The organism is Marinobacter sp. MIT932201, assembly GCF_047123295.1.
Lineage (GTDB): Bacteria > Pseudomonadota > Gammaproteobacteria > Pseudomonadales > Oleiphilaceae > Marinobacter > Marinobacter salsuginis.
Window position 1 is genome coordinate 3,246,307 of record NZ_CP138917.1, and the last position, 20,045, is coordinate 3,266,351.

The following is a 20,045-nucleotide window of genomic DNA, read 5'->3' on the forward strand; positions in this document are numbered from 1 at the left end:
ATTCAGAATTCGGACATCACATCCTGCAGATCCTGCTTGAGCTCTGCAGGCTCGGTGATCCAAACCGTTTTATCGAGGCCGGGAAACACGCCCACATCAAGGCCATCCTTTGTTAAGCCGGGAACCCACTTCCGGAAGAAATCGGGCAATGAAATGCTTCGAGGCGTCAGCTCTTCGCCGCCGCTGGCATACTCGGAAGCAAAGGCCGCAGTGGGCCAAACCGGCAGGTACTCCACATCGCCGTCATCCGAGGCAATCTTCAGGAAGCGGCTGTCGTTGTTGACCAGAATCCAGATTTCCCGGTCCTCGGCCACCTGGCTCAGGAAGTAGTCGTACCGCTCTTCACCATCCATTTCCATTACCTGATTCTGTTCGTTATTGCTCATGTCGGGTACGCCACTCCTATTAAACATTTCCAACCGGGGCTCAGGATTCCACCACACGGGCCCGGAGTCTCGGTAGCTGGGCCGGGTAGTGTTCCTGGATGAAGGTTACTATGCCCTCCCGAACCGCACATCTCAGGTCCCAGTTCTTGCTGGAATCGGCAGCGCTCATCAGAAACCGCACCTGGATCGCCTGATCGCTGGAATCGGTTACCTGTACTGATGAAAATTCGCCATCCCAGAGTCCCGACTCCTTCAGCAGGCGGGCAAACTCTTGTCTGAGCGGTTCAACCGGCATGGTGTAGTCGACCCAGACAAAGACCGTTCCCAGCAGCTCAGAGGTATTCCTGGACCAATTCTGGAACGGATTCTCGATAAACCATTGCAGTGGCACTACAAGGCGGCGCAAATCCCAGACCCGCAACACCACATAGGTGGCTGTTACTTCTTCCACCCAGCACCACTCGCCCTGCACGTGCAGGACATCGTCTATGCGGAAGGGCTGAGTGAGGGCGATCTGCATACCCGCCAGCAGATTGCTCAATACCGGCCGGGCCGCGAAGCCAAGAATCAGGCCGCCAACGCCGGCAGAAGCCAGCAGGCTCGCGCCCATATGCTGAACGGATTCGAAGGTCATCAGGGCCGCGCCCAGGCCGATAATAACGATCAGGATGTTCAGTGCCCGAACGAGAAAACGGGTCTGGGTTTCGACCTTGCGCGCCCGTTTCCACTGCCCTTCCAGCACCGGATTAAGCGCCACAATGACCTCGCCGATGGCTGAGGTCAGTCGAACCGCCGCCCAGGTAATGGCGAGCACAAGCAACAGGGTTGTCACCTGCTGGATCGCCGCCATCAGGGGCAGATCAGGTGGTGCAGTCTGCAGAGAGCCAGCCAGCGCAAGCAGGCAAAAAACCACACCGAGCGCCCGCGCCGCCGCATCCAGGAACAACCGGATAACCGTTCTGGACTCGGAAAAGTGCCGGAACACAGCGAGGGCAAGCCGGTAGACGATATAGGTGACCGCAACCGCCAGAATCGCCGAAAACCCCGGCCACAACCACGCCGTGAAACCGGCCTCAAACGATTCCAGCATCAGCCCTCCAGGAGCTTTCGATCAGAAGAGTCCGCGGCGAGCATGTTTCTGGGTCGCCGCGTTCCATAAAAGCCTAGACCAGGCCCTGCTCTCGCGCCATTGCCATGGCCGCCTTCGGGCCGGTCCAGAGCGAGGGAAGGATAATCAGCGAAACCGGAATCGCCGTCAGCACAATGAACTGCTGCAGCACACCAATCTGGCCGGCGCCCATGTACAGGAGAATTGCCGCCATCAGCGCCATGGCACCACCCCAGAACACACGAATCCACGGGTTTGGTTCGTCATGGCCTGCGCCGACCATGGCAATGGAATAGCTCATGGAGTCGCCGGTGGTGGCGACGAAAATGGTTGTCAGTAGCAGAATCGCAGCCGCCATCCAGGTACCACCGGGCAGGGCCTGTGCCACCGTCAGAGTGGCGACATCAAAGCGGAAGTTATTCAGCGCTTCGGTGAGGTCGAAGGTACCGGCAAGCTGGTGGTAGATACCGGAGCCCCCCAGTAGGGTGAACCAGATGGTGGTGGCGATCGGCGCCAGCACGGCTACCGCCAGGACCATTTCGCGTACCGTCCGGCCCCGGGAAATTCTGGCGACGAAGACCGCCATCAGCGGCGTGTAGCCAATGAACCAGGCGAAGAAGAACACCGTCCACCATTTCATCCACCAGGCCGGCGCCGTCTCGGCAGTCATGGTTGCCATGGCAAAGAAGGAGGTGACGTATTCACCCATAGACTGGGTGTAGGTATTTGCCAGGAACAGAGTTGGCCCGAAAACAAAAATGACACCGGCAATCACCAGCGCCAGTATGACGTTAAAACGGCTCAGCAACTGGATACCCTTGTGCAGACCGGTCATGGCAGATGTCATGTAAACGCCGGCTAATACCACCAGCACGGTCAACTGGGTGCCATAGCCGTCCGCCACGCCAAACAGCTCGTGCAACCCAAAGCTCATCTGGGTGGCGAGAAAACCGATGGGGCCGACGGTTCCGGCCACCACGGCAATCACACAGAAAGCATCAATAACCCCGCCGAGGCGGCCCTGAATCACCTTCTCACCGAAAACCGGGTACAGCAGCGTTCTCGGTTGCAGCGGCTTGCCCTGGCCGTAATGGGCCCGGGTCAGTACCAGCGCGGTAAGGGAACCGAGCACGGCCCAGGCCAGGAACCCCCAGTGAGTAAACGACTGGGCCATGGCCGGGGCGACCGCTGCGGCGGAGCCGGCTTCGGTGTCAAACGCCGGGGGCGTCATGACGAAGTGGTAAACCGGTTCACCGGCGGCAAAGAACACGCCGCCACCGGCCAACAAGGTACACATGATCATCGACAACCACCGGAAACGGCCTATTTCCGGCTTTTCCAGCCCGCCGATCCGTGCGGCGCCAGCGCGGCTCAGGGCTGTACCAATTGCAATGAAAAACGTCAGAAGTAGCAGCAACTGGAAAAAGGATCCCAGGTAGGTGGCGGTCCACGCAAACCCGGCGCCGATCAGGTCGGCCACGTGGCTGCTGTCGATGATTGAAGCACCCACGAACAGAAGAATGAAGCCGATCGTGAGCACCAGAACGACGGGATCACTGTCTGAAAACGGCCCGCTTCTGGCTCGCGGGAGAGATTGGGATTGAACGGTCATCTGGTCTGCCTCCGGAAGAAAAAGCCGCGCAGGCTACAGGAAGTGAAAGCCTCTTGCACGGGGGATTTCTGAAAATACGCATGGTCCGATAAAAAACATCACCGTATTGTTAGGATTCTATCTTTTTAGGAGGATTCTTTTGTCCCACCTGTACCTGGCGATATTGCTTGGCATGACCGTGGCACTCGGGCCCTTGGCACTTGATGCCTACTTGCCTGCGTTTCCGGACATCGCCGATGGCCTGGGCATTGACCATGGGCATGTGGGGCTGACGCTCAGCGCCTATGTCACCACGCTGGGCCTGGCCCAGCTGGTTGGTGGCCCCCTGTCTGACCGATACGGTCGCAAGCCAATTCTTTTCGGAGGACTGCTGATCTTCATGGCCGGAGCCGTCATGGTGTCTATGGCCGACAGTCTGTCCGACATGGTGTTCTGGCGGATAGCCCAGGGGATTGGTGGCGCCTTCTGTGCGGTATCGGTTCCTGCCATTGTTCGCGACGAAGTCAGTGGGCAAGACGCCGCAAGGCTGTTTGGCCTGATTGGTCTGATCATGTTCATAGCCCCGGCTGCGGCTCCCTCGCTGGGGTCACTCATGCTGGCGCTTGGCGAGTGGCAGTGGATCTTTCTCATGCTGGCCGGCTACGCGGCGTTTCTCGTGGTAGTTCTGCAGGTGGCGCTTTTCCCGAAGCTGAAACCAAGAGCCCCCATCAAGACACCGGTTCGATCCCTGGTGACCAACTATCTGCTCGTGCTCCGGCACACAACCACCATGCGGTTCATCGGGATACAGGTCCTCTGTTTCAGCACCATGTTGTTATTTATTACCCATTCCTCGTTCATCTACCAGGAGTGGTACGGTCTCTCCAACAGCACCTTCGCCATCCTGTTCGCCGCCAACATTGGCTTCATGGCTGGCCTCAATTTGCTCAACCGCCCCCTGCTGAGACGATTTTCCTCAGTCCATTTGGTGCGCGCGCAGGTCATCGCCCAATGGCTGGCCCTTGTCGCTCTGGTTACCAGCGTCCAACTCCAGGGACCGCTCTGGTTGGTGGCAGGTTGCATCATTGTTGCCATTGGCTGCCAGGGCGGCATCGTGCCCAACAACATGGCCAACGCCATAAAATTCTTTCCGAACCTCAGCGGCACCGCAGCGGCACTGTTGGGCGCGTCGCAATTTACCATTGCCGGCGCCATCAGCACCCTGTCCTCAATCACGGGTGATCAGACATTGCCCAGCATCACAATGGCTATGCTAGCTTGTTCAACGGGTGCTGTTATTTTAGCGCTGGGCGCGCCCCGCGCGGTGGCTTTGGCGAAAGCATCCGGCGTGTAACAATTTCAAAACAGGGATCTTCTGGAAAGCATTCACGAACCGATCAATGCTCAAAATGACACCTCCTGAAACAACGGGATCATCCCGAAAACCGGCAAGCGCCAAAAGCGGTATTTTTGTTGCGAGGACTGGTTTATCTTAACCATAGAAAGCAATGTGCCTTTTACGTTCATCACGCAGAAACAGAGCTGCTCTGGCTCGGTAATTGGAGAACAATGAATTGAGTGACAACCCCGCTGGACTGGTTGAAGATAGCTCCGTTTACAGAACCTTATTGGAGTCAACCAAAGCGATTCCCTGGAAAATCAACTGGCGAACCATGCGATTCGAGTACATAGGGCCCCAGATTGAAGCCTTGCTCGGCTGGCCCCAGGACAGCTGGCTAACCGTAGACGACTGGGCCACACGCATGCACCCCGAGGATCGGGAGCGGGTCGTCAATTTCTGCGTATCGCAATCCCAGGCCGGGGTCGATCATGAGGCGGACTATCGGGCCCTCACCGAACGAGGAGAATACGTCTGGTTGCGGGATGTGGTGCATGTACTGCGTGACGATAACGGTGATGTCGAGGCTCTGATCGGCTTTATGTTCGACATCAGCGAGCGCAAGAAAACCGAAGACGAAGTGGTCGCTCTGCAGAAGAAATTGGAAGAGTATTCTTACAAGGATGGACTCACCGGCGTCGCAAACCGCCGAATGTTTGATACCGTCATGAACGAGAACTGGAACGACGCCATCCGACACCAGTCTTCTCTGTCAGTCATACTGCTCGATATCGACAATTTTAAAGCGTACAACGATCTTAACGGCCATTTGCAGGGTGATGAATGTCTCAAGCGAATCGCTACGCTACTGGAGAACGCGGCCCAACGGCCCCGCGACTTCGTGGCAAGGTTCGGTGGTGAGGAATTCGTGATCATCCTGCCCGAAACGGACACGCCAGCTGCCATCAGTGTGGCTGAACGTTGCCGTCAGTTGCTTCTCAAGGAACAACTTCCCCAGGGAGGCAGCCCGCACAGTAAACAGGTTACTATGAGCATGGGAATAGGCACTGTGATTCCCTCACGCCACGACCGCATCGCCGATTTCCTGGATCTGGTCGACCAGCGACTCTATAAAGCGAAGCGGGACGGCCGTAATCGAATTGTCTTCGATTAAAATAGAAAAGGCCGCGCAGTAATCTGAGCGGCCTCTATCCCGATTGACTTACTTCTGGACTTGCTCAAAGTAACCGGTCAGACGGTCCTTGTTCGTTGCAGCGGCTGCAGTGAGCTTATCCACGGCGGCTTTCGCAGAGTCGTAGTTGACAGCTTCGCCTACCTGAATGACACCGGCCATGTTCAACGCGGCATGGGGCGTGCATTTATAAACGTATACGCCCTCTTCGTTCAGGGTCACCGTGATGCCCTCATTCATGGCTCCCTGCCAACCTTCAGCACCCTCAGGCACCTCTACGGACACTGAGTTGTGGGCTGGATCGACAAGGACAAATTTGACGGTATCGCCAGGCTCGGCCTTCACAAATCCCGGTTCAAAGACCATGGCGCCGTCAGCGCCGGAGTTTTTCATTTCAACAACGTGTTCGGCCGCCATCGCAACCCCGGAAATCAGAGCGAGCCCGACTGCAGCAATGGTATGCTTAAGCGTTAATTTCATAGTGACTGCACCTCATTGGTTGGTCATTGAAAGCACTGAGTGTTACGCATCCTACCCATACCAGGATCCCTTTCGACTCTAAGGGCATATCCTTATGGGAATGACACCCCTGGTTCGCCAAGGCTCGGCCCTGAGAACCAATGAGGGCCTGTTTCGTACAAATTGGCATCATGTCTTCGGATATTGAATGATGGCGGAACCAAAGATCGACGGCATACACTGCAAGAGCAAGCTCGCTCCTTTGTGCAACAGCAGATCCTGAACGGAGATCGGGAATCGGCGAGCCATTAAGCTAAAAGGGGTTTATGCAACAAAAGACAATTACTGACGAAACCTTGAGAATGGGCGTTGACGTTCTGGCCGAGAGAGATTCCGTTTTATACAGGATCCGGGACCGGCTTGGGTACCCGCCACTCTGGGCCCGAGAGCCGGGGTTTGCCTCACTGGTGCATATCATTCTGGAACAACGGGTCTCGATCAAAGCCGCAGCCACCATGTTTCAGCGGCTCGCGTCGCATCTAGGATCGGTAACCCCGGAATTGGTCCAAAAGGCTGGCGAGTCTGAGCTGAGGCAAGTCGGGCTTACACGGCAAAAAGCCCGGTACTGCGTCGAGCTCGCCAATCGGGTTGCCAGCGGTGCGCTGGAACTCTCAAAGCTTGACACCCTTGACGATGCGCAGGGCCGAAGCCACCTTTTGGATATACCGGGTCTCGGGCCCTGGACCGTCGACGTCTATTACATGATGGCGCTCCGGCGAGCGAATGCCTGGCCTCAGGGAGACCTGGCACTGGCATCCGCGATACAGGACATCAAACAGCTGGAGGCCCGGCCAACCAGAGATGAACAACTTGTTTTTGCAGAACAATGGCAGCCGTGGCGAGCTGTAGCAGCTCGCATGCTCTGGATGCATTACCTGGACGCACGAGGTCAATGAAGGAGGCAACGTGATCTACGAAACCGAAATGAAACACCTGCCCGCTGTGCGCAGCCGCCCATGGCTGGGTGGGGCTCGGCCGCATTGTTTATGCAAGCTCGTCAGAGCAGCTTTCAAGCTGGCTCGACGAGCTGCATGTGGCGCCACCACCCGTGGCAACCTTGCCAATCAATCAGGTGGTGCCGGGTGTTCCTACTGAGGGTCCTTTCCCCGCTCTTGCAGACGCCATCCGCGAGCTACACCAGCGCTACGCCTTGGCGGAGCGGAACAAAACATAGTTCCCCAACAACGCCAGGCATGCTCCCAACACAGCCGTTGCTGTCCATTCGAAGCCCTCGAGCCAGGTCGAAACGCTCAGGGCAACCACAGGGAAAAGCACCGTCGCGTAGCCAGCCTTGTCAGCGCCCAGAGTCTGGATGACCGTGATGTAGCAATAAAACGCAATGATGGAGCCAGGCACCGCCAGGAATACAGTCGCTCCCCAGAATGTCGCTGAAGTGGGCACCACCCATTCCACACCCTGCAACAGGCACCAGATGCCAAGAATCACCGCGCCGTAAACCATGGCCCATGCGTTGGCCTGGAACAGCGGCACCTGTGACATCCGCACCTTGATGCTGACCAGGTTACCCATGGAGAACCAGAAAGTTCCTGCAATGGCGAACAAAATGCTGGTGGCGGTGGCGTTACCCAGCTGCAAATCGTGCCAGAACAGCAGGGCCACACCGGTGATCCCCAGAGAGATTGCCGGATACAGCCGAGCGGTGGGCCGCAATCGCAACCAGAGCCAGCCATTCAGGGCGTTAAACAGCGCGGCCAGGGAGAATACCACCGCCAGCAGACCGCTTGTCATCGATTCTGCCGCACGATAGATAAGAAGGAAGTTGATGCTGTACAAGGTCGCCCCCTGCAGTACCAGCCAGCCGTGCTGTTTCAGGGTAAGCTTTTCCAATCTGCGCACGATGGCAAGAACCACCAGTGTCACCACAGAGGCCATAACGAATCGGTAAAACACGGAGATATCGACAGGGGCTGCTTCAACCTGCAGGCGAATCGCTGTCCAGGTCAGCCCCCAGATCAGTACCGTCAAACCATAGTGAGCAGAGATGGGCATGGCAGTGAATCCTGTTGCAATAGTAACAATCGTTGAGCAGGGATCAGCATACGACTCAAACACCACCAAAACTTGTCAGATCCTGCTGAACCATGGATGATTCTTGCGGAGGCCCCCTATGCAGACCGATTCAGAATCCATGCCCAGACACCCAACGCAATCGCGCCCGGCAAATCGTGACATTGTCGATACCTTGAGAACCGCTGGCGTCGCCCCACAGCGAATGGTGGAACTGGATCAGGGGCGGGCTCTGGCGCAGTGGCAGAATCGTCAGGGCGAGGTGCGCTATGAACGGCCCCGTCACCATGCATTGAGCATTTACATAGACAAGGGCGAGCAAGCCCGAAGGATGTTGAACGGCAAGGTTGTCAGTCAGGGTTTTCCGGGTGCCGTCTGCCTGTTTCCGGCGGGCAGCCGCTCAAGTTGGCAAATCGGCGGCAAGTTCGAATTTTTTCATTTCTATTTCAATGATCTGGACGTCGCCCGGTGCGCCGAAGAGACCTGGGATGCCGATCCCGATAAGCGCCAGCTTTCCGAGCTCTACCACTCGGAGGACGCGGTTCTCGCCCAGGCCGGCAAGCTACTGGCACTCAGCGACTGGCAGGCTCCCGGCCAGACCATGGCCATGGATCACCTGGCACAATGGCTTCTTCTTCAGGTCGTCAGCCGCCATTCCAGTGTTCAGCATGCGCTGCCGGAAGTCACGGGACAGCTGTCAGTTCGATATCGCAGAATGCTGCAAGAGCGCATCCACGCTCATCTGGGCCAGTCATTGACGCTTGCCGACATGGCCAGTTGGGTAAACCTGAGCCCCTATCATTTTGCCAGGCTTTTCCGGGCGACATTCGGCTGCGCGCCCTATCAGTATGTGCAGGAGCAACGATTGATCCGGGCCCGTGACTTGCTCCGCAATAGCCGCAACAAAATTACCGCTATTGCTCTGTCGTGCGGATTCAACGATTCCAGTCAATTCAGCCGGGCGTTCAAATCAAGGTTCGGAGTCACCCCATCAGGCTATCGATCCCACTGCACTGACTAATTTACCAACCCCGACCGAGGCACCAGACACGCCATGGCCGTGAGCGAAACATCCCGAAAAGTCGCCTCTGAAGCAACAACACTCGGGAATCGATCGTAAAGCATCCGACGGCACGTAGAGGTTCGTGCCTCAGCATTTTTGACGCAATCAGCCTGCGCCGTCGCGCCACTACCCTCGCCGGTAACATCCGAGCAAAAGTCCGGAATCTGGGTAAAGATCCAGTCAACCGCGGCGCTGAGTTCAACGGGATTGGCCCGCAAGTTGGAAAGGCGGCTTGCGTCGATGGGGTCGGGCTGTTCGCGGGTCTGGTCCCAGAGAACAAACAGCAGGGCGGCAGATACCAGTACAACAGTCACCTTTGGAAACTTCATAGGGGCCTTTTCAATCCGGTGAATCAGATCGCCGATCATAAACGCTCAGGCAGCTTCTGTCCCGGTTTCCTATACTAGTGGCGATTCAATGTATTAGGGCTGGCGAAGGAAGATAGCCTTACCATTTGATAGCCACTCTTTTTAAGCCACAAGGAGTTTTCCAAATGACCACAATGATTGTTGGTCTGATTCTGTTTCTCGGCGTGCATTCGCTCTCCATCTTTAACGAGCCATTGCGTAACAGGCTGAACGCGTCCATGGGAGAGGGAGCCTTCAAAGGACTTTATTCCGTAGTGTCGCTGATAGGTCTGGTTCTGATCGTCTGGGGTTATGGTGCAGCACGGATGGATCCGACGGTGATCTACGTGCCTCCCGCCTGGCTAAAGCACGTGGCCTTCCTGCTTCTGGTGCCAGTATTTCCGCTACTGTTTGCTACCTACTTCCCGGGGAAGATCAAGGCAAAGCTGGGGCACCCCATGCTCGTTGCCGTCAAACTCTGGGCTCTGGCACACCTTCTCGCAAACGGAATGCTCCACGATCTTCTGCTGTTCGGCTCGTTCCTGGCCTGGGCCGTTGCCGACCGGATCTCCATGAAGCGCAGAACCCAGCGAGCCATTCCAACGCTGCCAGCCACCAAAGCCAATGACGTTATTGCAGTCATCGGCGGCCTTGCAGTGTATGTGGTTATGGTGGTGTGGGCCCACCAGTGGCTGTTTGGTGTGGCGCCAGCCTGATTGGCCGGCGCAAACTCTCACTAGAGGCCCTGGGCGCCCCGGCGCAACCAGTCGTGCACGAACGCGAGTTTGCGTTGCGCCGTTTCTGACAACACAAACGGGTACAGGTCAGAAAGGCCCATGGAGCGGTTCACATGGTTGACCCGAATGGCCAGCGACGCCGCGACGTTAATCAGCATGGCTGTGTCGGGCTCGGCGTAAGGATCCCAGCCCTGTCTGGGCACTTCCGGCGATGTCAGCCCCGATGACACCAGGCTGTCGGTGATGTCTGTCAGGTGCAGCAGGTGCGCGGCAGTCTCTGCCCAGTCCTCGTGAGGGTGTGCCGAGGCGTAACTGGTCAGGTAGAACAGCCTCCAGTCCTCTGGCGGACCGTTGTGATAGTGATGCTCAAGGGCCGCCGGATAATCGGCTCGTTCATCACCAAACATTTCCCGGAACGCATCAAGAAAATCTTCCCGCAAACTCAGACGCCACCAGAGCATATGAGCGATCTCATGGCGCATATGGCCAACCATGGTGCGGTAGGGTTCATCGAGGGCTTGTCGTCGGGTGGTACGAACCACCGGATCCGCCTCTGCAACACTGATGGTAACCACACCATTGGCGTGCCCCATGGCAACAGGAGTCAGTCCCTCCGCCAACATATGAAAAACCGGGCGTGTGCCCGGATCCTCCGGGCGAAACCAGTGCCAACGCCCGAGGTTATCCAGCACCCACCGCTTTGCAGCCTCAGTCTCGGCCCAGTTTGGCATGGCATTGGGAATGTTCGGGTCCGGCGCCAGCGCTGTCATCGCGCAAGACCTGCAGAAAGCCCCTTTCTCAGGCGCAATCCAGTTGCAGCCGATAATGTCCCGATTCACGCAGAAAGGCGGCATGGGGACGAATGCCCTGGCCTGTGGATCGTAAGCGACCGGCGTGCCCTCGGCAGTGGTGAGATTGTCAAACCACAGATTTCCGGAACCAACCGGGTTGGAAAAAACCGTCATAGAGCTGGTGCTCCTTTTATACGGCAGTTTGCTCGAGAATGTGTCGCCGTTCTCCCGAACCTATACCCTATAGCCAAGGAACACCAGCCAGAGTGGCCAATCGGCCCAGCCAAACCTTACATCCTAATAACCAGATCGTCGTAATCAAAACGCACTTTCGGCAAGCCAGAACTCCGGTCACGGGCGCTGCGGTAGCCCAGGGCAACAATGGCCGAACTCTCCAGCCCCAACTCGGCCAACCCCAGCACCTCATCATAGGCGTTGTGGTCAAAACCGGTCATCGGGCAGCTGTCGATCCGCATGGAGGCGGCCGCGGTGAGCAACGTGCCCAGGGCAATATAGGCTTGCTGGTGTGCCCACGCCTGTTTCTCTGCTTGCGACTTGGATGCGAGAGCCTCTTTCATGTGAGTCACATAGCCCGAGATCTCCGCCGCAGGTACGCTCCGGGTTTTCTCAAACTGCGTGACATACCTGTCGACGGTGTGATCACCAATGTCTGTCTGCGCTGCAAAAATAATTAAATGCGAGCAGTCCAAGACCTTCTGCTGGCCATACGAATAAGGCAGCAAATCCTTCCGGACCGGCTTGCTCTCAACAATCAGAATTTTGTATGGCTGCAGTCCATAGGAAGATGCGCTCTTGCGGGCTGCATCCACCAGTGTTTCCACCGTTTGGCCATCAAGCTTTTCTGGTGAAAACTCGCGGACGGCGTAACGCCAGTCCAGGGCTTCGTGTATGTTCATAGGGTTGCCTCCTTCAGTTTGAGGTAACCACTCTATGGAACCGGCGAACCCTAAAAAACGGATGAAATAGAACTACATATTTTCCAAAATGGAAATAGCCAGAAGTTAAGCCACGGGATCAGCGCTATTCCCAATAAGGCTTCTCGCCCAGATGCTGGTCCAGATGGTCAAGCAGCAGACGAACCTTGGTGGGTTGCTTGCGCCCAGGCGGAAACAGGGCGAATACAGTATAGGGCTTGGGCGGGAAATTGGTCAGCAAGGGAACCAGGACGCCCTTTTCAATATCGCCCTGCACCAGAAAGCGCGGTAATAAACCAACGCCAGCTCCCCTCAACAGACTCTGACGGATCGCCAGGCTACTGTCCGTTCGGTAGTTGCCACTGACTCTCACCTCCACATCGCCCAGTTCCCAGACTCCCGGTCTGTCATGCAGTGAAAACGTCAGGCAGTTGTGCCGTGTCAGGTCTTCCGGACCGAGAATATCCGGGGCGTTTTTCAGATAGTCTGGTGATGCGCATACAATATTTCTGGACGTTCTCAGTGGCCTGGCCATGAGGGTTGAATCAGCCAGGGAGCTTCGAACCCTAATAGCGATGTCTACGCCCTGCTCCACCAGATCAACCATTCGATCACTGAGCTGAAGGTCGATATCGATTTCCGGATAGTCGCGCAGAAAACTGTCGATAGCCTCTGTTATGTGGGTCAAGCCGAACGACATGGGTACGTTCAGCCTGATCGTGCCTCGAGGCTCTGCCTGCAACCCCCTTGCCTCAAGCTCTGCCTCTTCCAGATCATCCAACAACGCCTGAGTACGTTGCAGAAAGGCGAGCCCGGCGCCAGTCAGGTTCATGCGGCGGGTTGTACGGTTGATCAGCCTGGTATCCAGATCCCGTTCCAGAAAGGCAATGTGCTTACTCACCGTTGCAGCGGTGATATCCAGGTCATCCGCAGCCCTGGTGAAACTACCGAGCTCTGCAACGCGCCTGAAAATTTTCATTGCCACCAGCTTGTCCGTAGCCACTTAAAACTCCTGATTATTTCTGATTTGGAAGGAGTATTGTTCGCCCAGACCCAATTATCAACCCAATCGATTGCTGCACACTGAGTATCAACAACCCGCCTCACCAACCGGAGCATTCAGTGATGATAGCGACAGCGCAGCGTTCCTTTATCCCTCCCCAAGCCCTGATCTGGGGCCTACTGCTGGCCAACGGATTTCTGATTGCACTGATGCTGGCACTGGCGAAAGCGGCAACATCTCAGGGTATGCCTGCCGTCACCTATGCCTTCTGGCAAACGCTCATTGCAGGAGCCGTTCTACTGTTGTGCTCCCAAAAACGCCGTTCTCTGCTGGAACGTCGCCTGACCCGCTATTTCCTCATCAGCGGCTTGACTGGTATCGCGATCCCGAATGTGATCGGATTTTATCTGGTGACCAAACTCGGAGCCGGTTTCACGGGAATCATGTATGCCCTCCCCCCAATCTTTACGTTCCTGCTCGCCACCAGCATCGGCCTGGAAAAACGAAGCTGGATCAAACTGACCGGGTTATCCATTGCGGTCGTCGCCTGCGCCTGGATTGTGCTGCAACGTCATTCCGAGATCAGCAGCCCGAACATAGTCTGGTTCGCCATGGGCCTGATTATCCCGGCGATGCTATCCATCGGTAACGTCTATCGCTCAGTCGCCTGGCCTGATGATGTAAAACCCATGGTCCTTGCATCGGGTACGCTGCTGGCGTCGGCCTTCACGCTTGCCCTGGTCGCCGGCCTGACGGACACCCCTATTTTTCCGGAGGGCACGGGATCGGATCTAATTGGCATTGTGATTCTGCAGGGACTACTAACGGCGCTGACCTACCTTTGCGCCTTTGAACTCCAGCGTCGCTCCAACCCGGTTTTTTACAGTCAGCTCGGAGCCGTGGCGGCCGTCTTCGGATTGCTCATAGGTGTTTTATGGTTCGAGGAGCACTACTCTGTAACCATCTGGCTGGGTGCATTCCTGGTGATCCTCGGGCTCAGGATAAGCAACAGGAAGAAAGCGCAAACCAGTGTGGCTCAGGCAGAACCTGTGCGCTAGAACTGGCTTCGACCCCGCAACAGTATCTGAAAATCATCAATACTGTCGTCGCCGTCCAGCGGAAAGGCAAAGTCGAGGTGCAGCATCCGTTGCACCTCGATGCGGCTGGACGCCAGCCTCATGCCAAAGCCGACATCTTTCAGCACCCCTTCGTCAGGACCACTATTCCGGTCGTCGGTGAACCAGGCCCGGCCGACGTCGGTAAACACTACGCCGCCCACCCGGAACAACTGGAACGGATGCCAATCCGGGAAGTAACGTCGCTCCAGGGTCCAGAGCACCCGGCGATTGCCCTGCTGGTACTCACTTGGGTAACCGCGCAGCCCGTTCTCGCCGCCGATGAGCAGCTGCTGATCAGCCGTCAGATTGTGTGCTGCGGTGAACGCCAGGTTGGTGTACCAGCTGTTCCAGCGTTCCGAGCCGCCATGAAAGTATTGCACGCTTGCTGTGCCCAGCAGGTTTTCCACCCGATCCTCGTCGAGGCGGTATGTGCCGCTCTGGCTGAGGGTATAGCTGGCATAGTTGGTCTCGGTTACGTGCAGCACATCCCGGAAATCCATATTGAGAACCACACGGTCCTCAGTGGCACCCAGCCCGCTGCCGGAATAACCCAGTTCGGTACGCCACACGAAGCCATCCCGCACATCTTCGACCCTCTGAAGCCGGGTCAGGTTGGTCATTTCCCGGAAGCGATTCTGGCGGTAATCGAAGCCAATCCAGGGATAACTCAGGGTTCTGTCTTCCGGCAGGATGTCGAGATTGGGTTCGTTGGGTAAACGGTCGAATACCAGCGCATCGTAGCGGTAGCCTGCAAGCAATCTCAGTTGCCGGTCGTCCCTCTCAGCGAGGCGCCAGCCTCCATCAATGCTGAAAAATTCGTGGCTGCGCCGATAATCGGCAATGGCCTCCGCCCCTACGTAGCGGGATTCCTCCCGGACATCGTCGATACCACTGAGGCCAAATCGCCAGTTGGTGGTTTCGCTGAAGAAAGGCCGCTCAAGGTAGGCGCCTCGGCCCCGGCCGTCGCTCCGTTCATCGAACGAGAACCCGGCCTGCCAGTGCGAGCCCAGCACGTTGGGATCATCAAAGTAGAGACTTGTTTCTGTACGATCGGGGTCCTTTGCATAGCCTATACCGAGGCTCTTCCCTGACCCGGCAAAGTTGGGATCAGACACCCCGAAGTTGGTGGTGTTCTCACCACCGGATCGCGACACACCAACGCTGGGGAAAAGCGTCCATGTATCCCGCGTCAGAACACTTACCTCAAGTTCGTCCCCACAAACCCGGGTAACGCCCACCCAGGCTGCGGTCAGATACTCCCGCTGGCGCAGCACCCGCTCGGATTCGGAAATAAGCTCGGGCTCGTAGACGTCGCCTTGCTCGAACACCAACTGGGCCCGCAGCGCAGATTCCCAGGTAGGCGTGTTGAGGGCGTTCAGGGTTCGATACAGCGCGTTGTTCTGCTCCGGATCGGTGGTATCAAAGATCGGACGGCGAAGAACGCGGATGCTACCAATGCGCGCGCCCTCCGGAATGACCAGATCGTTCTGCCGGGCGAGTTGGTCCCTCGGTTTGTCCAGATCAATGGCTTCCGGCTGAATGCTGCTGGCAATACAATCGTTTCTATTCGTCTCGGCAGCAGCGCAGGACCCGGCGAAAACCAAGCCTGAAACAACAAGCGTTTTCCTGAACACCACACTCACCTCAACAGCCGTACCGACACTAATCTAGCCCAGCGTTGTTTCACTGTCAGCGGTCGGGCGGTCGCCATACAGGAACATCCTCCTGTTTCGGCTCTTCCCAGTCACGGTGCATGGCGCTACTGAGCGCTTCTTCCAGCTTCATGAACAGTTCACCATAACGCGGGCTGAACCGGATACCTTCCTCGATTTCCTTCCAGGCTTCGAACAACTCATCCTCGTGGGCTTTTTCGTTGTCGAGAAATGCCCAGGTCATCTGGCGGGCACGCATCGGGTGCACACCCATAGCGGTCAAGGCGTGACCGCCGAGCTCAAGTGCCGAATGATAGGTTTCACTCACGACGTCATCGGCACCTGCTTCCCTCAACCGGTAGCCGTGCCCCCGGTCGAAAGCCCGTGCCAACACCCAGACACCGGGGAAAAACTGCTTTACGTGCTCCACCATCTGGACCGAACGGTCCCGATCGTCGATAGCCACCACAAGCAAGCGGGCCTGTTCGATGCCGGCGGTCTCCAGCAAATCCGGCCGGCTGGCGTCACCGAAGAAACTCTTGATATTGATTTGCCGGAGGTTCTCGATCTGTTCAATCTCATGGTCCAGCGCAACAATCGGGACATTGTTGGCCCGCAACAACCGGCAGACTATCTGGCCAAAACGACCAACTCCGGCGACGATAACCGGCGCCTGCTCGTCGATGGTATCCGCCTCCCGCTCATCGTTCTGGGATCGCCGGTAGCGCGGCAACACCAGCCGGTCATAGACAATAAACAGCAACGGTGTCAGGAACATGGACAGCGCGACTACCAGGGACAGAATCTGGGAGGTGTCCACAGGAATCACGTTGTTCTGGACGCTGTAGGTCAGAAGCACAAAGCCAAATTCACCAGCCTGAGCCAGAGATAGCGTGAACAGCCAGCCATTACTGCCATGAACCCTGAACAGCAACGCCAGGCCCAGCAGAATCGCGGCCTTGACGACAATCACGGACACCGCAAGGGACACCACCGTGCCCCATTGCTCAGCCAGAACGTCAAAATTGATGCCCGCGCCCACGGTAATAAAGAACAGGCCCAGAAGCAGTCCCTTGAACGGCTCAATATTCGCTTCCAGCTCATGCCGGAATTCACTGTTAGCCAACACCACACCGGCCAGGAAGGCCCCAAGCGCCGGAGACAGATTCACCAGGCTCATCAGGGCCGCAATTCCGACCACCAGCATCAACGCGGTGGCAGTAAAGACTTCACGCAAACCGGACTGCACCACATACCGAAACAGGGGCCTGCTCAGGTAATGGCCACCCACAACCACGGCGGCGATGGCCCCCACCACAACCAGCCCATGGGCCCAGCCTGGCAGGCTGTCTACCAGGCTCAAGCGGGTTCCATGGTCTTCAGCAGCCCCACCGGCCGCCATCAGTTCCGGCAACGCCAGCAGCGGAATCAGTGCGAGCATGGGAATGACCGCAATATCCTGGAACAGCAATACCGAGAAGGCACTGCGACCGCCTTCAGTTTTAACCAATCCCTTTTCGTTGAGTGTCTGCAGGACAATCGCCGTGGACGACAGGGCGAAAATCAGGCCGACCGCAAGCGCTGTCTGCCACTGAAGCCCGAGCCAGGCAGCCACTGCCATACCGGCGGCCGCAGTCAACACCACCTGCAGTCCGCCAAGACCGACCAGACGGACCCGCATGGCCCACAGCGCCTTGGGGTCGAGCTCCATGCCTACCAGAAACAGCATCATAACGACGCCAAACTCGGCAAAATGCTGGATGGTGTTGGCTTCCTGCCCTACCAGCCCGGTGACAGGACCAATCACCACACCCGCCACCAGGTAGCCGAGGACCGAGCCGAGCCCCAGTCGTTTTGCCAGGGGCACAGCAATTACCGCTGCGACCAGGTAGATAAACGCCTGGACGAAATATACTGTCATCTATAGTTTCCTTGATTGAAAATCGGGGGCCAGGGGTGCGCAACGGTCCATTCGTGGCGCCTTCGTTTAGCGTAGACCCTGGAACGCTTCTTTCACATGAGACGCGAGCGCATCATTCAGGGGGTTTGAACCCCGCCGTACCAAAGCCAGCTGATAGAATCCGATTTGCGGGAGGGTATCACCGGCTACCTCTCTCAGAGGCGGGCGGATCAGGCTTTGCGGAAACGGGGCCACGGCCAAGTCCGCCAGCATTGCCGCCTCCTGGCCGGAACAATGCTCACAGGTGTAGGCAATCCTGTAGGGTATGCCCGCCCTGTCCAGTGCCCTGAGTGTCATGCGCCGCCAGGCACATCCTTCGTGGGCCATGGCAATCGGCAGCGGAGAACGTTGATAGGCCGATGAGCCCTCTCTCCCGGCCCAAACCAGCGGTTCTTCGTGAACCACCTCGCCACGGGGGATTCGTCCCTCATCGGCCACGGTCACCAGGGTCATATCGAGTTCACCGGCATCCAGACGCGCCAGATTCTGTTTGCTAGAGCCAACCACAACGTCAACCAGCACGGCAGGGTAGGATCTGGCAAATTCCGCCAGAACGTCCGGCAGAATCCGGGTGCCAACATCGTCGGAAGTGCCAATACCCACTTTTCCCTCGAGGGTTGGCGCAAGGAAATGCTGCACGGCCTCTTCATTAAGGCGTAACAGCCGGCGCCCGTAATCCAGGAGAACCTCACCTTCCGCCGTCAGAGAGACTCTCCTGGGCTCCCGGATAAAGAGAGTTTTGCCGAGGTTCTGTTCAAGCTGTTTGATCTGCATGCTGAGGGCTGACGGCGTTCGGTGCACAGCCTTGGCGGCACTGGTGAACGTGCCGTGTTCCGCAATGGCAATGAAACTCCTGAGCACGTCGTTATCAAGCAGAGGCATATTCATGTGCGGACCTTTCGGTTGGATTGATGACCGGCAACTCCCTTAAGCATAACTGAACAAGATCTTAAATTCTTTTCGTTTGATTGAAGGCAAAAACAACACCAGAATATTGGTTACAGGCACCCGTTAGCGAGTAACACAACACCTCTAAACGAGCTGCGGCAAGCCATTCACCAACACTCGGGGCCGTAGACATGTTGAAGCACACAGAGCATCACGCAAACGCCGCAATGCAGTGGATTGAAGGGTACGCAAGGCGTCAGAAATTCCGGCGTATGGCGCAGTCACTGCTTAAAGAAAAAGACGATACGCTTTCCGATCTTGGTTACGAACGCCTTGATCTGGAAGGGGCACTGCACCTTCCTATCCGGAATGATGCAATGCAATACATCGAGGCACGCCGCTCCAAACGCGCCATGGAAGCGCGCAGGACGAAAAGCCCTCGACTCGCCGGTTAACGGCGGGCCAGTTCCGAGAACTTTATCAGGCGATACTCGTCTGTCAGCACATCGGCCAGATGGCTGATGTGCTCCGGCGTGATTTCACAACAGCCGCCAACGACGGCTGCGCCGTCCTCCAGCCACTGCTTCACCTGAAGCGCATACAGCCCGGGAGAAACGTCCGGTCTGGCTTCCAGTTCATCCACCAGCGCTCCGCCGGCCATCGGCTCAACCGTTTTGAACGCGTTGGCGTAGCCACCGGTGCATGGGAACAAACCGGCCAGCTCTGGCATTGCCAGCGAAATGACTTCCGGGTCGCAGCAATTGAGCATAATGGCCGTTGGTCCTGACGCCTTCACCGCTTCGACGGCCTCTGCGAGGGTTTCTCCTGACCGGAGCTTGCCATCGGCCTCCAGCCTGAATGCCACGCCGAAAGGCTTACCTGATTCACTGGCGGCAGCACAAGCGGCGCTCGCCTCCAGCGAGTTGGTCATGGTTTCGATAAGGAAAACGTCCGCGCCACCCTGCAATTTCACGAGCACATCGAACTCTGACTTCAAGTCCTCGAACGTCCGGGCAGGTTGTTCACGGTAGCTACCAACCAGCGGTGGCAGACAACCGGCGATATCAACCTCGGCGCCGGTTAACGCGATGGCTCGCTCCAACACCTCGAAAGCGCGCTGATGGATTGCACCAATCTCGTCGCCGAGGCCCTCTCTGGCCAGTCGCGTTGGCGTCGCGGCATAGGTGTTCAGTGTAAGGGTCCGGGCGCCCGCCCTGATGAAGTCAGCGTGGACATCGGTGACAACCTCCGGTTGCTCCCGCATGACCGCCACCGACCACAGCAGTGACGTAACATTCATGGCCCTGCGATAGATTTCCTGGCCCAGGCCGCCGTCGAGAAGTGCAACAGGTTTCATAAAGTCCTCGTCAGGGTGCGTTTTAATTAGC

At 57.2% G+C, this 20,045-nt stretch carries 20 protein-coding genes; 7 read left to right on the plus strand and 13 right to left on the minus strand.

All coding sequences use genetic code 11. The features are described from left to right. Positions 1-2 precede the first annotated feature (2 nt). The 3 genes from SIC15_RS14880 to SIC15_RS14890 form a co-directional block, all read right to left on the minus strand. Complete coding sequence (locus SIC15_RS14880) at positions 3-386, minus strand: DUF2750 domain-containing protein (protein ID WP_136630505.1); 384 nt, start codon at positions 384-386, stop codon at positions 3-5. A gap of 40 nt (positions 387-426) precedes the next feature. Beyond that, positions 427-1,476 carry a mechanosensitive ion channel family protein gene (locus SIC15_RS14885; protein WP_412536301.1) on the minus strand — a complete coding sequence of 350 codons (1,050 nt, stop codon included), beginning with the start codon at positions 1,474-1,476 and terminating at the stop codon, positions 427-429. Between the two features lie 73 nt (positions 1,477-1,549). Continuing rightward, positions 1,550-3,106 carry a BCCT family transporter gene (locus SIC15_RS14890; protein ID WP_412536302.1) on the minus strand — a complete coding sequence of 519 codons (1,557 nt, stop codon included), beginning with the start codon at positions 3,104-3,106 and terminating at the stop codon, positions 1,550-1,552. 139 nt (positions 3,107-3,245) lie between these two features. Between SIC15_RS14890 and SIC15_RS14895 the strand changes: the two genes are divergently transcribed. Together SIC15_RS14895 and SIC15_RS14900 are read left to right on the plus strand one after the other, a co-directional pair. Continuing rightward, a complete protein-coding gene (locus SIC15_RS14895; protein ID WP_412536303.1) occupies positions 3,246-4,439 on the plus strand; it encodes a multidrug effflux MFS transporter in 1,194 nt (397 codons plus the stop codon). Between the two features lie 220 nt (positions 4,440-4,659). After that, positions 4,660-5,598, plus strand: coding sequence for a GGDEF domain-containing protein (locus SIC15_RS14900; protein ID WP_412536304.1), 939 nt, complete (start codon positions 4,660-4,662; stop codon positions 5,596-5,598). Positions 5,599-5,646: 48 nt separating this feature from the next. Here SIC15_RS14900 and SIC15_RS14905 read toward each other — a convergent pair whose 3' ends face one another. Continuing rightward, positions 5,647-6,096: a pseudoazurin gene (locus SIC15_RS14905; protein ID WP_412536305.1), complete on the minus strand. Its 450-nt coding sequence runs from the start codon at positions 6,094-6,096 to the stop codon at positions 5,647-5,649. A gap of 305 nt (positions 6,097-6,401) precedes the next feature. Between SIC15_RS14905 and SIC15_RS14910 the strand changes: the two genes are divergently transcribed. Continuing rightward, on the plus strand, positions 6,402-7,031 hold the full coding sequence (locus tag SIC15_RS14910; protein WP_412536306.1) for a DNA-3-methyladenine glycosylase family protein: 630 nt from the start codon (positions 6,402-6,404) through the stop codon (positions 7,029-7,031). A 247-nt stretch (positions 7,032-7,278) separates the two neighbouring features. Here the strand turns inward: SIC15_RS14910 and SIC15_RS14915 are convergent, their stop codons facing one another. Next, positions 7,279-8,145, minus strand: coding sequence for a DMT family transporter (locus tag SIC15_RS14915; RefSeq protein WP_412536307.1), 867 nt, complete (start codon positions 8,143-8,145; stop codon positions 7,279-7,281). Positions 8,146-8,263: 118 nt separating this feature from the next. Here SIC15_RS14915 and SIC15_RS14920 point away from each other — a divergent pair, with 118 nt between their 5' ends. Further along, positions 8,264-9,184 carry a helix-turn-helix domain-containing protein gene (locus SIC15_RS14920; protein ID WP_412536308.1) on the plus strand — a complete coding sequence of 307 codons (921 nt, stop codon included), beginning with the start codon at positions 8,264-8,266 and terminating at the stop codon, positions 9,182-9,184. On the opposite strand, the gene SIC15_RS14925 is transcribed toward SIC15_RS14920, so the two are convergent. Continuing rightward, positions 9,181-9,594: a hypothetical protein gene (locus tag SIC15_RS14925; protein WP_412536309.1), complete on the minus strand. Its 414-nt coding sequence runs from the start codon at positions 9,592-9,594 to the stop codon at positions 9,181-9,183. The two genes, SIC15_RS14920 and SIC15_RS14925, sit on opposite strands and share 4 nt — an antisense overlap. 125 nt (positions 9,595-9,719) lie before the next feature. Here SIC15_RS14925 and SIC15_RS14930 point away from each other — a divergent pair, with 125 nt between their 5' ends. Next, a complete protein-coding gene (locus SIC15_RS14930; RefSeq protein WP_412536310.1) occupies positions 9,720-10,289 on the plus strand; it encodes an NnrU family protein in 570 nt (189 codons plus the stop codon). A 20-nt stretch (positions 10,290-10,309) separates the two neighbouring features. Here the strand turns inward: SIC15_RS14930 and SIC15_RS14935 are convergent, their stop codons facing one another. The 3 genes from SIC15_RS14935 to SIC15_RS14945 all read right to left on the minus strand — a co-directional run bounded on the left by SIC15_RS14935 (position 10,310) and on the right by SIC15_RS14945 (position 13,039). Beyond that, positions 10,310-11,275, minus strand: a complete 966-nt coding sequence (locus SIC15_RS14935) for a putative zinc-binding metallopeptidase (protein WP_412536311.1) — start codon at positions 11,273-11,275, stop codon at positions 10,310-10,312. 116 nt (positions 11,276-11,391) lie between these two features. Further along, the gene (locus SIC15_RS14940) at positions 11,392-12,018 is read right to left on the minus strand and encodes an NAD(P)H-dependent oxidoreductase (protein WP_412536312.1); all 627 of its coding nucleotides are present in this window, start codon (positions 12,016-12,018) and stop codon (positions 11,392-11,394) included. A 124-nt stretch (positions 12,019-12,142) separates the two neighbouring features. Further along, entirely contained in the window at positions 12,143-13,039 is an 897-nt protein-coding gene (locus SIC15_RS14945) for a LysR substrate-binding domain-containing protein (RefSeq protein WP_412536313.1), read from the minus strand. Between the two features lie 209 nt (positions 13,040-13,248). Here SIC15_RS14945 and SIC15_RS14950 point away from each other — a divergent pair, with 209 nt between their 5' ends. After that, complete coding sequence (locus SIC15_RS14950; RefSeq protein WP_412536314.1) at positions 13,249-14,097, plus strand: DMT family transporter; 849 nt, start codon at positions 13,249-13,251, stop codon at positions 14,095-14,097. On the opposite strand, the gene SIC15_RS14955 is transcribed toward SIC15_RS14950, so the two are convergent. The 3 genes from SIC15_RS14955 to SIC15_RS14965 all read right to left on the minus strand — a co-directional run bounded on the left by SIC15_RS14955 (position 14,094) and on the right by SIC15_RS14965 (position 18,657). Next, a complete protein-coding gene (locus SIC15_RS14955; protein ID WP_412536315.1) occupies positions 14,094-15,791 on the minus strand; it encodes a BamA/TamA family outer membrane protein in 1,698 nt (565 codons plus the stop codon). The genes SIC15_RS14950 and SIC15_RS14955 overlap by 4 nt on opposite strands. 55 nt (positions 15,792-15,846) lie before the next feature. Next, positions 15,847-17,730 (minus strand): monovalent cation:proton antiporter-2 (CPA2) family protein, encoded by a 1,884-nt coding sequence (locus tag SIC15_RS14960; RefSeq protein ID WP_412536316.1) that lies wholly within the window; start codon positions 17,728-17,730, stop codon positions 15,847-15,849. 66 nt (positions 17,731-17,796) lie between these two features. Beyond that, positions 17,797-18,657, minus strand: coding sequence for a LysR family transcriptional regulator (locus tag SIC15_RS14965; protein ID WP_412536317.1), 861 nt, complete (start codon positions 18,655-18,657; stop codon positions 17,797-17,799). 191 nt (positions 18,658-18,848) lie between these two features. On the opposite strand from SIC15_RS14965, the gene SIC15_RS14970 reads away from it, so the two are divergent. Continuing rightward, positions 18,849-19,112, plus strand: coding sequence for a hypothetical protein (locus SIC15_RS14970; RefSeq protein WP_227549436.1), 264 nt, complete (start codon positions 18,849-18,851; stop codon positions 19,110-19,112). On the opposite strand, the gene SIC15_RS14975 is transcribed toward SIC15_RS14970, so the two are convergent. Continuing rightward, positions 19,109-20,014, minus strand: a complete 906-nt coding sequence (locus SIC15_RS14975; protein ID WP_412536318.1) for a homocysteine S-methyltransferase family protein — start codon at positions 20,012-20,014, stop codon at positions 19,109-19,111. The genes SIC15_RS14970 and SIC15_RS14975 overlap by 4 nt on opposite strands. Positions 20,015-20,045 lie beyond the last annotated feature (31 nt).

Coding starts and splice junctions, on each gene's coding strand:
- SIC15_RS14940 (WP_412536312.1), bottom strand. CDS start 12,018: ATGAACATACACGAAGCCCTGGACTGGCGTTACGCCGTCCGCGAGTTT.
- SIC15_RS14930 (WP_412536310.1), top strand. CDS start 9,720: ATGACCACAATGATTGTTGGTCTGATTCTGTTTCTCGGCGTGCATTCG.
- SIC15_RS14960 (WP_412536316.1), bottom strand. CDS start 17,730: ATGACAGTATATTTCGTCCAGGCGTTTATCTACCTGGTCGCAGCGGTA.
- SIC15_RS14935 (WP_412536311.1), bottom strand. CDS start 11,275: ATGACGGTTTTTTCCAACCCGGTTGGTTCCGGAAATCTGTGGTTTGAC.
- SIC15_RS14890 (WP_412536302.1), bottom strand. CDS start 3,106: ATGACCGTTCAATCCCAATCTCTCCCGCGAGCCAGAAGCGGGCCGTTT.
- SIC15_RS14915 (WP_412536307.1), bottom strand. CDS start 8,145: ATGCCCATCTCTGCTCACTATGGTTTGACGGTACTGATCTGGGGGCTG.
- SIC15_RS14925 (WP_412536309.1), bottom strand. CDS start 9,594: ATGATCGGCGATCTGATTCACCGGATTGAAAAGGCCCCTATGAAGTTT.
- SIC15_RS14910 (WP_412536306.1), top strand. CDS start 6,402: ATGCAACAAAAGACAATTACTGACGAAACCTTGAGAATGGGCGTTGAC.
- SIC15_RS14970 (WP_227549436.1), top strand. CDS start 18,849: ATGTTGAAGCACACAGAGCATCACGCAAACGCCGCAATGCAGTGGATT.
- SIC15_RS14905 (WP_412536305.1), bottom strand. CDS start 6,096: ATGAAATTAACGCTTAAGCATACCATTGCTGCAGTCGGGCTCGCTCTG.
- SIC15_RS14965 (WP_412536317.1), bottom strand. CDS start 18,657: ATGAATATGCCTCTGCTTGATAACGACGTGCTCAGGAGTTTCATTGCC.
- SIC15_RS14920 (WP_412536308.1), top strand. CDS start 8,264: ATGCAGACCGATTCAGAATCCATGCCCAGACACCCAACGCAATCGCGC.
- SIC15_RS14950 (WP_412536314.1), top strand. CDS start 13,249: ATGCTGGCACTGGCGAAAGCGGCAACATCTCAGGGTATGCCTGCCGTC.
- SIC15_RS14885 (WP_412536301.1), bottom strand. CDS start 1,476: ATGCTGGAATCGTTTGAGGCCGGTTTCACGGCGTGGTTGTGGCCGGGG.
- SIC15_RS14880 (WP_136630505.1), bottom strand. CDS start 386: ATGAGCAATAACGAACAGAATCAGGTAATGGAAATGGATGGTGAAGAG.
- SIC15_RS14975 (WP_412536318.1), bottom strand. CDS start 20,014: ATGAAACCTGTTGCACTTCTCGACGGCGGCCTGGGCCAGGAAATCTAT.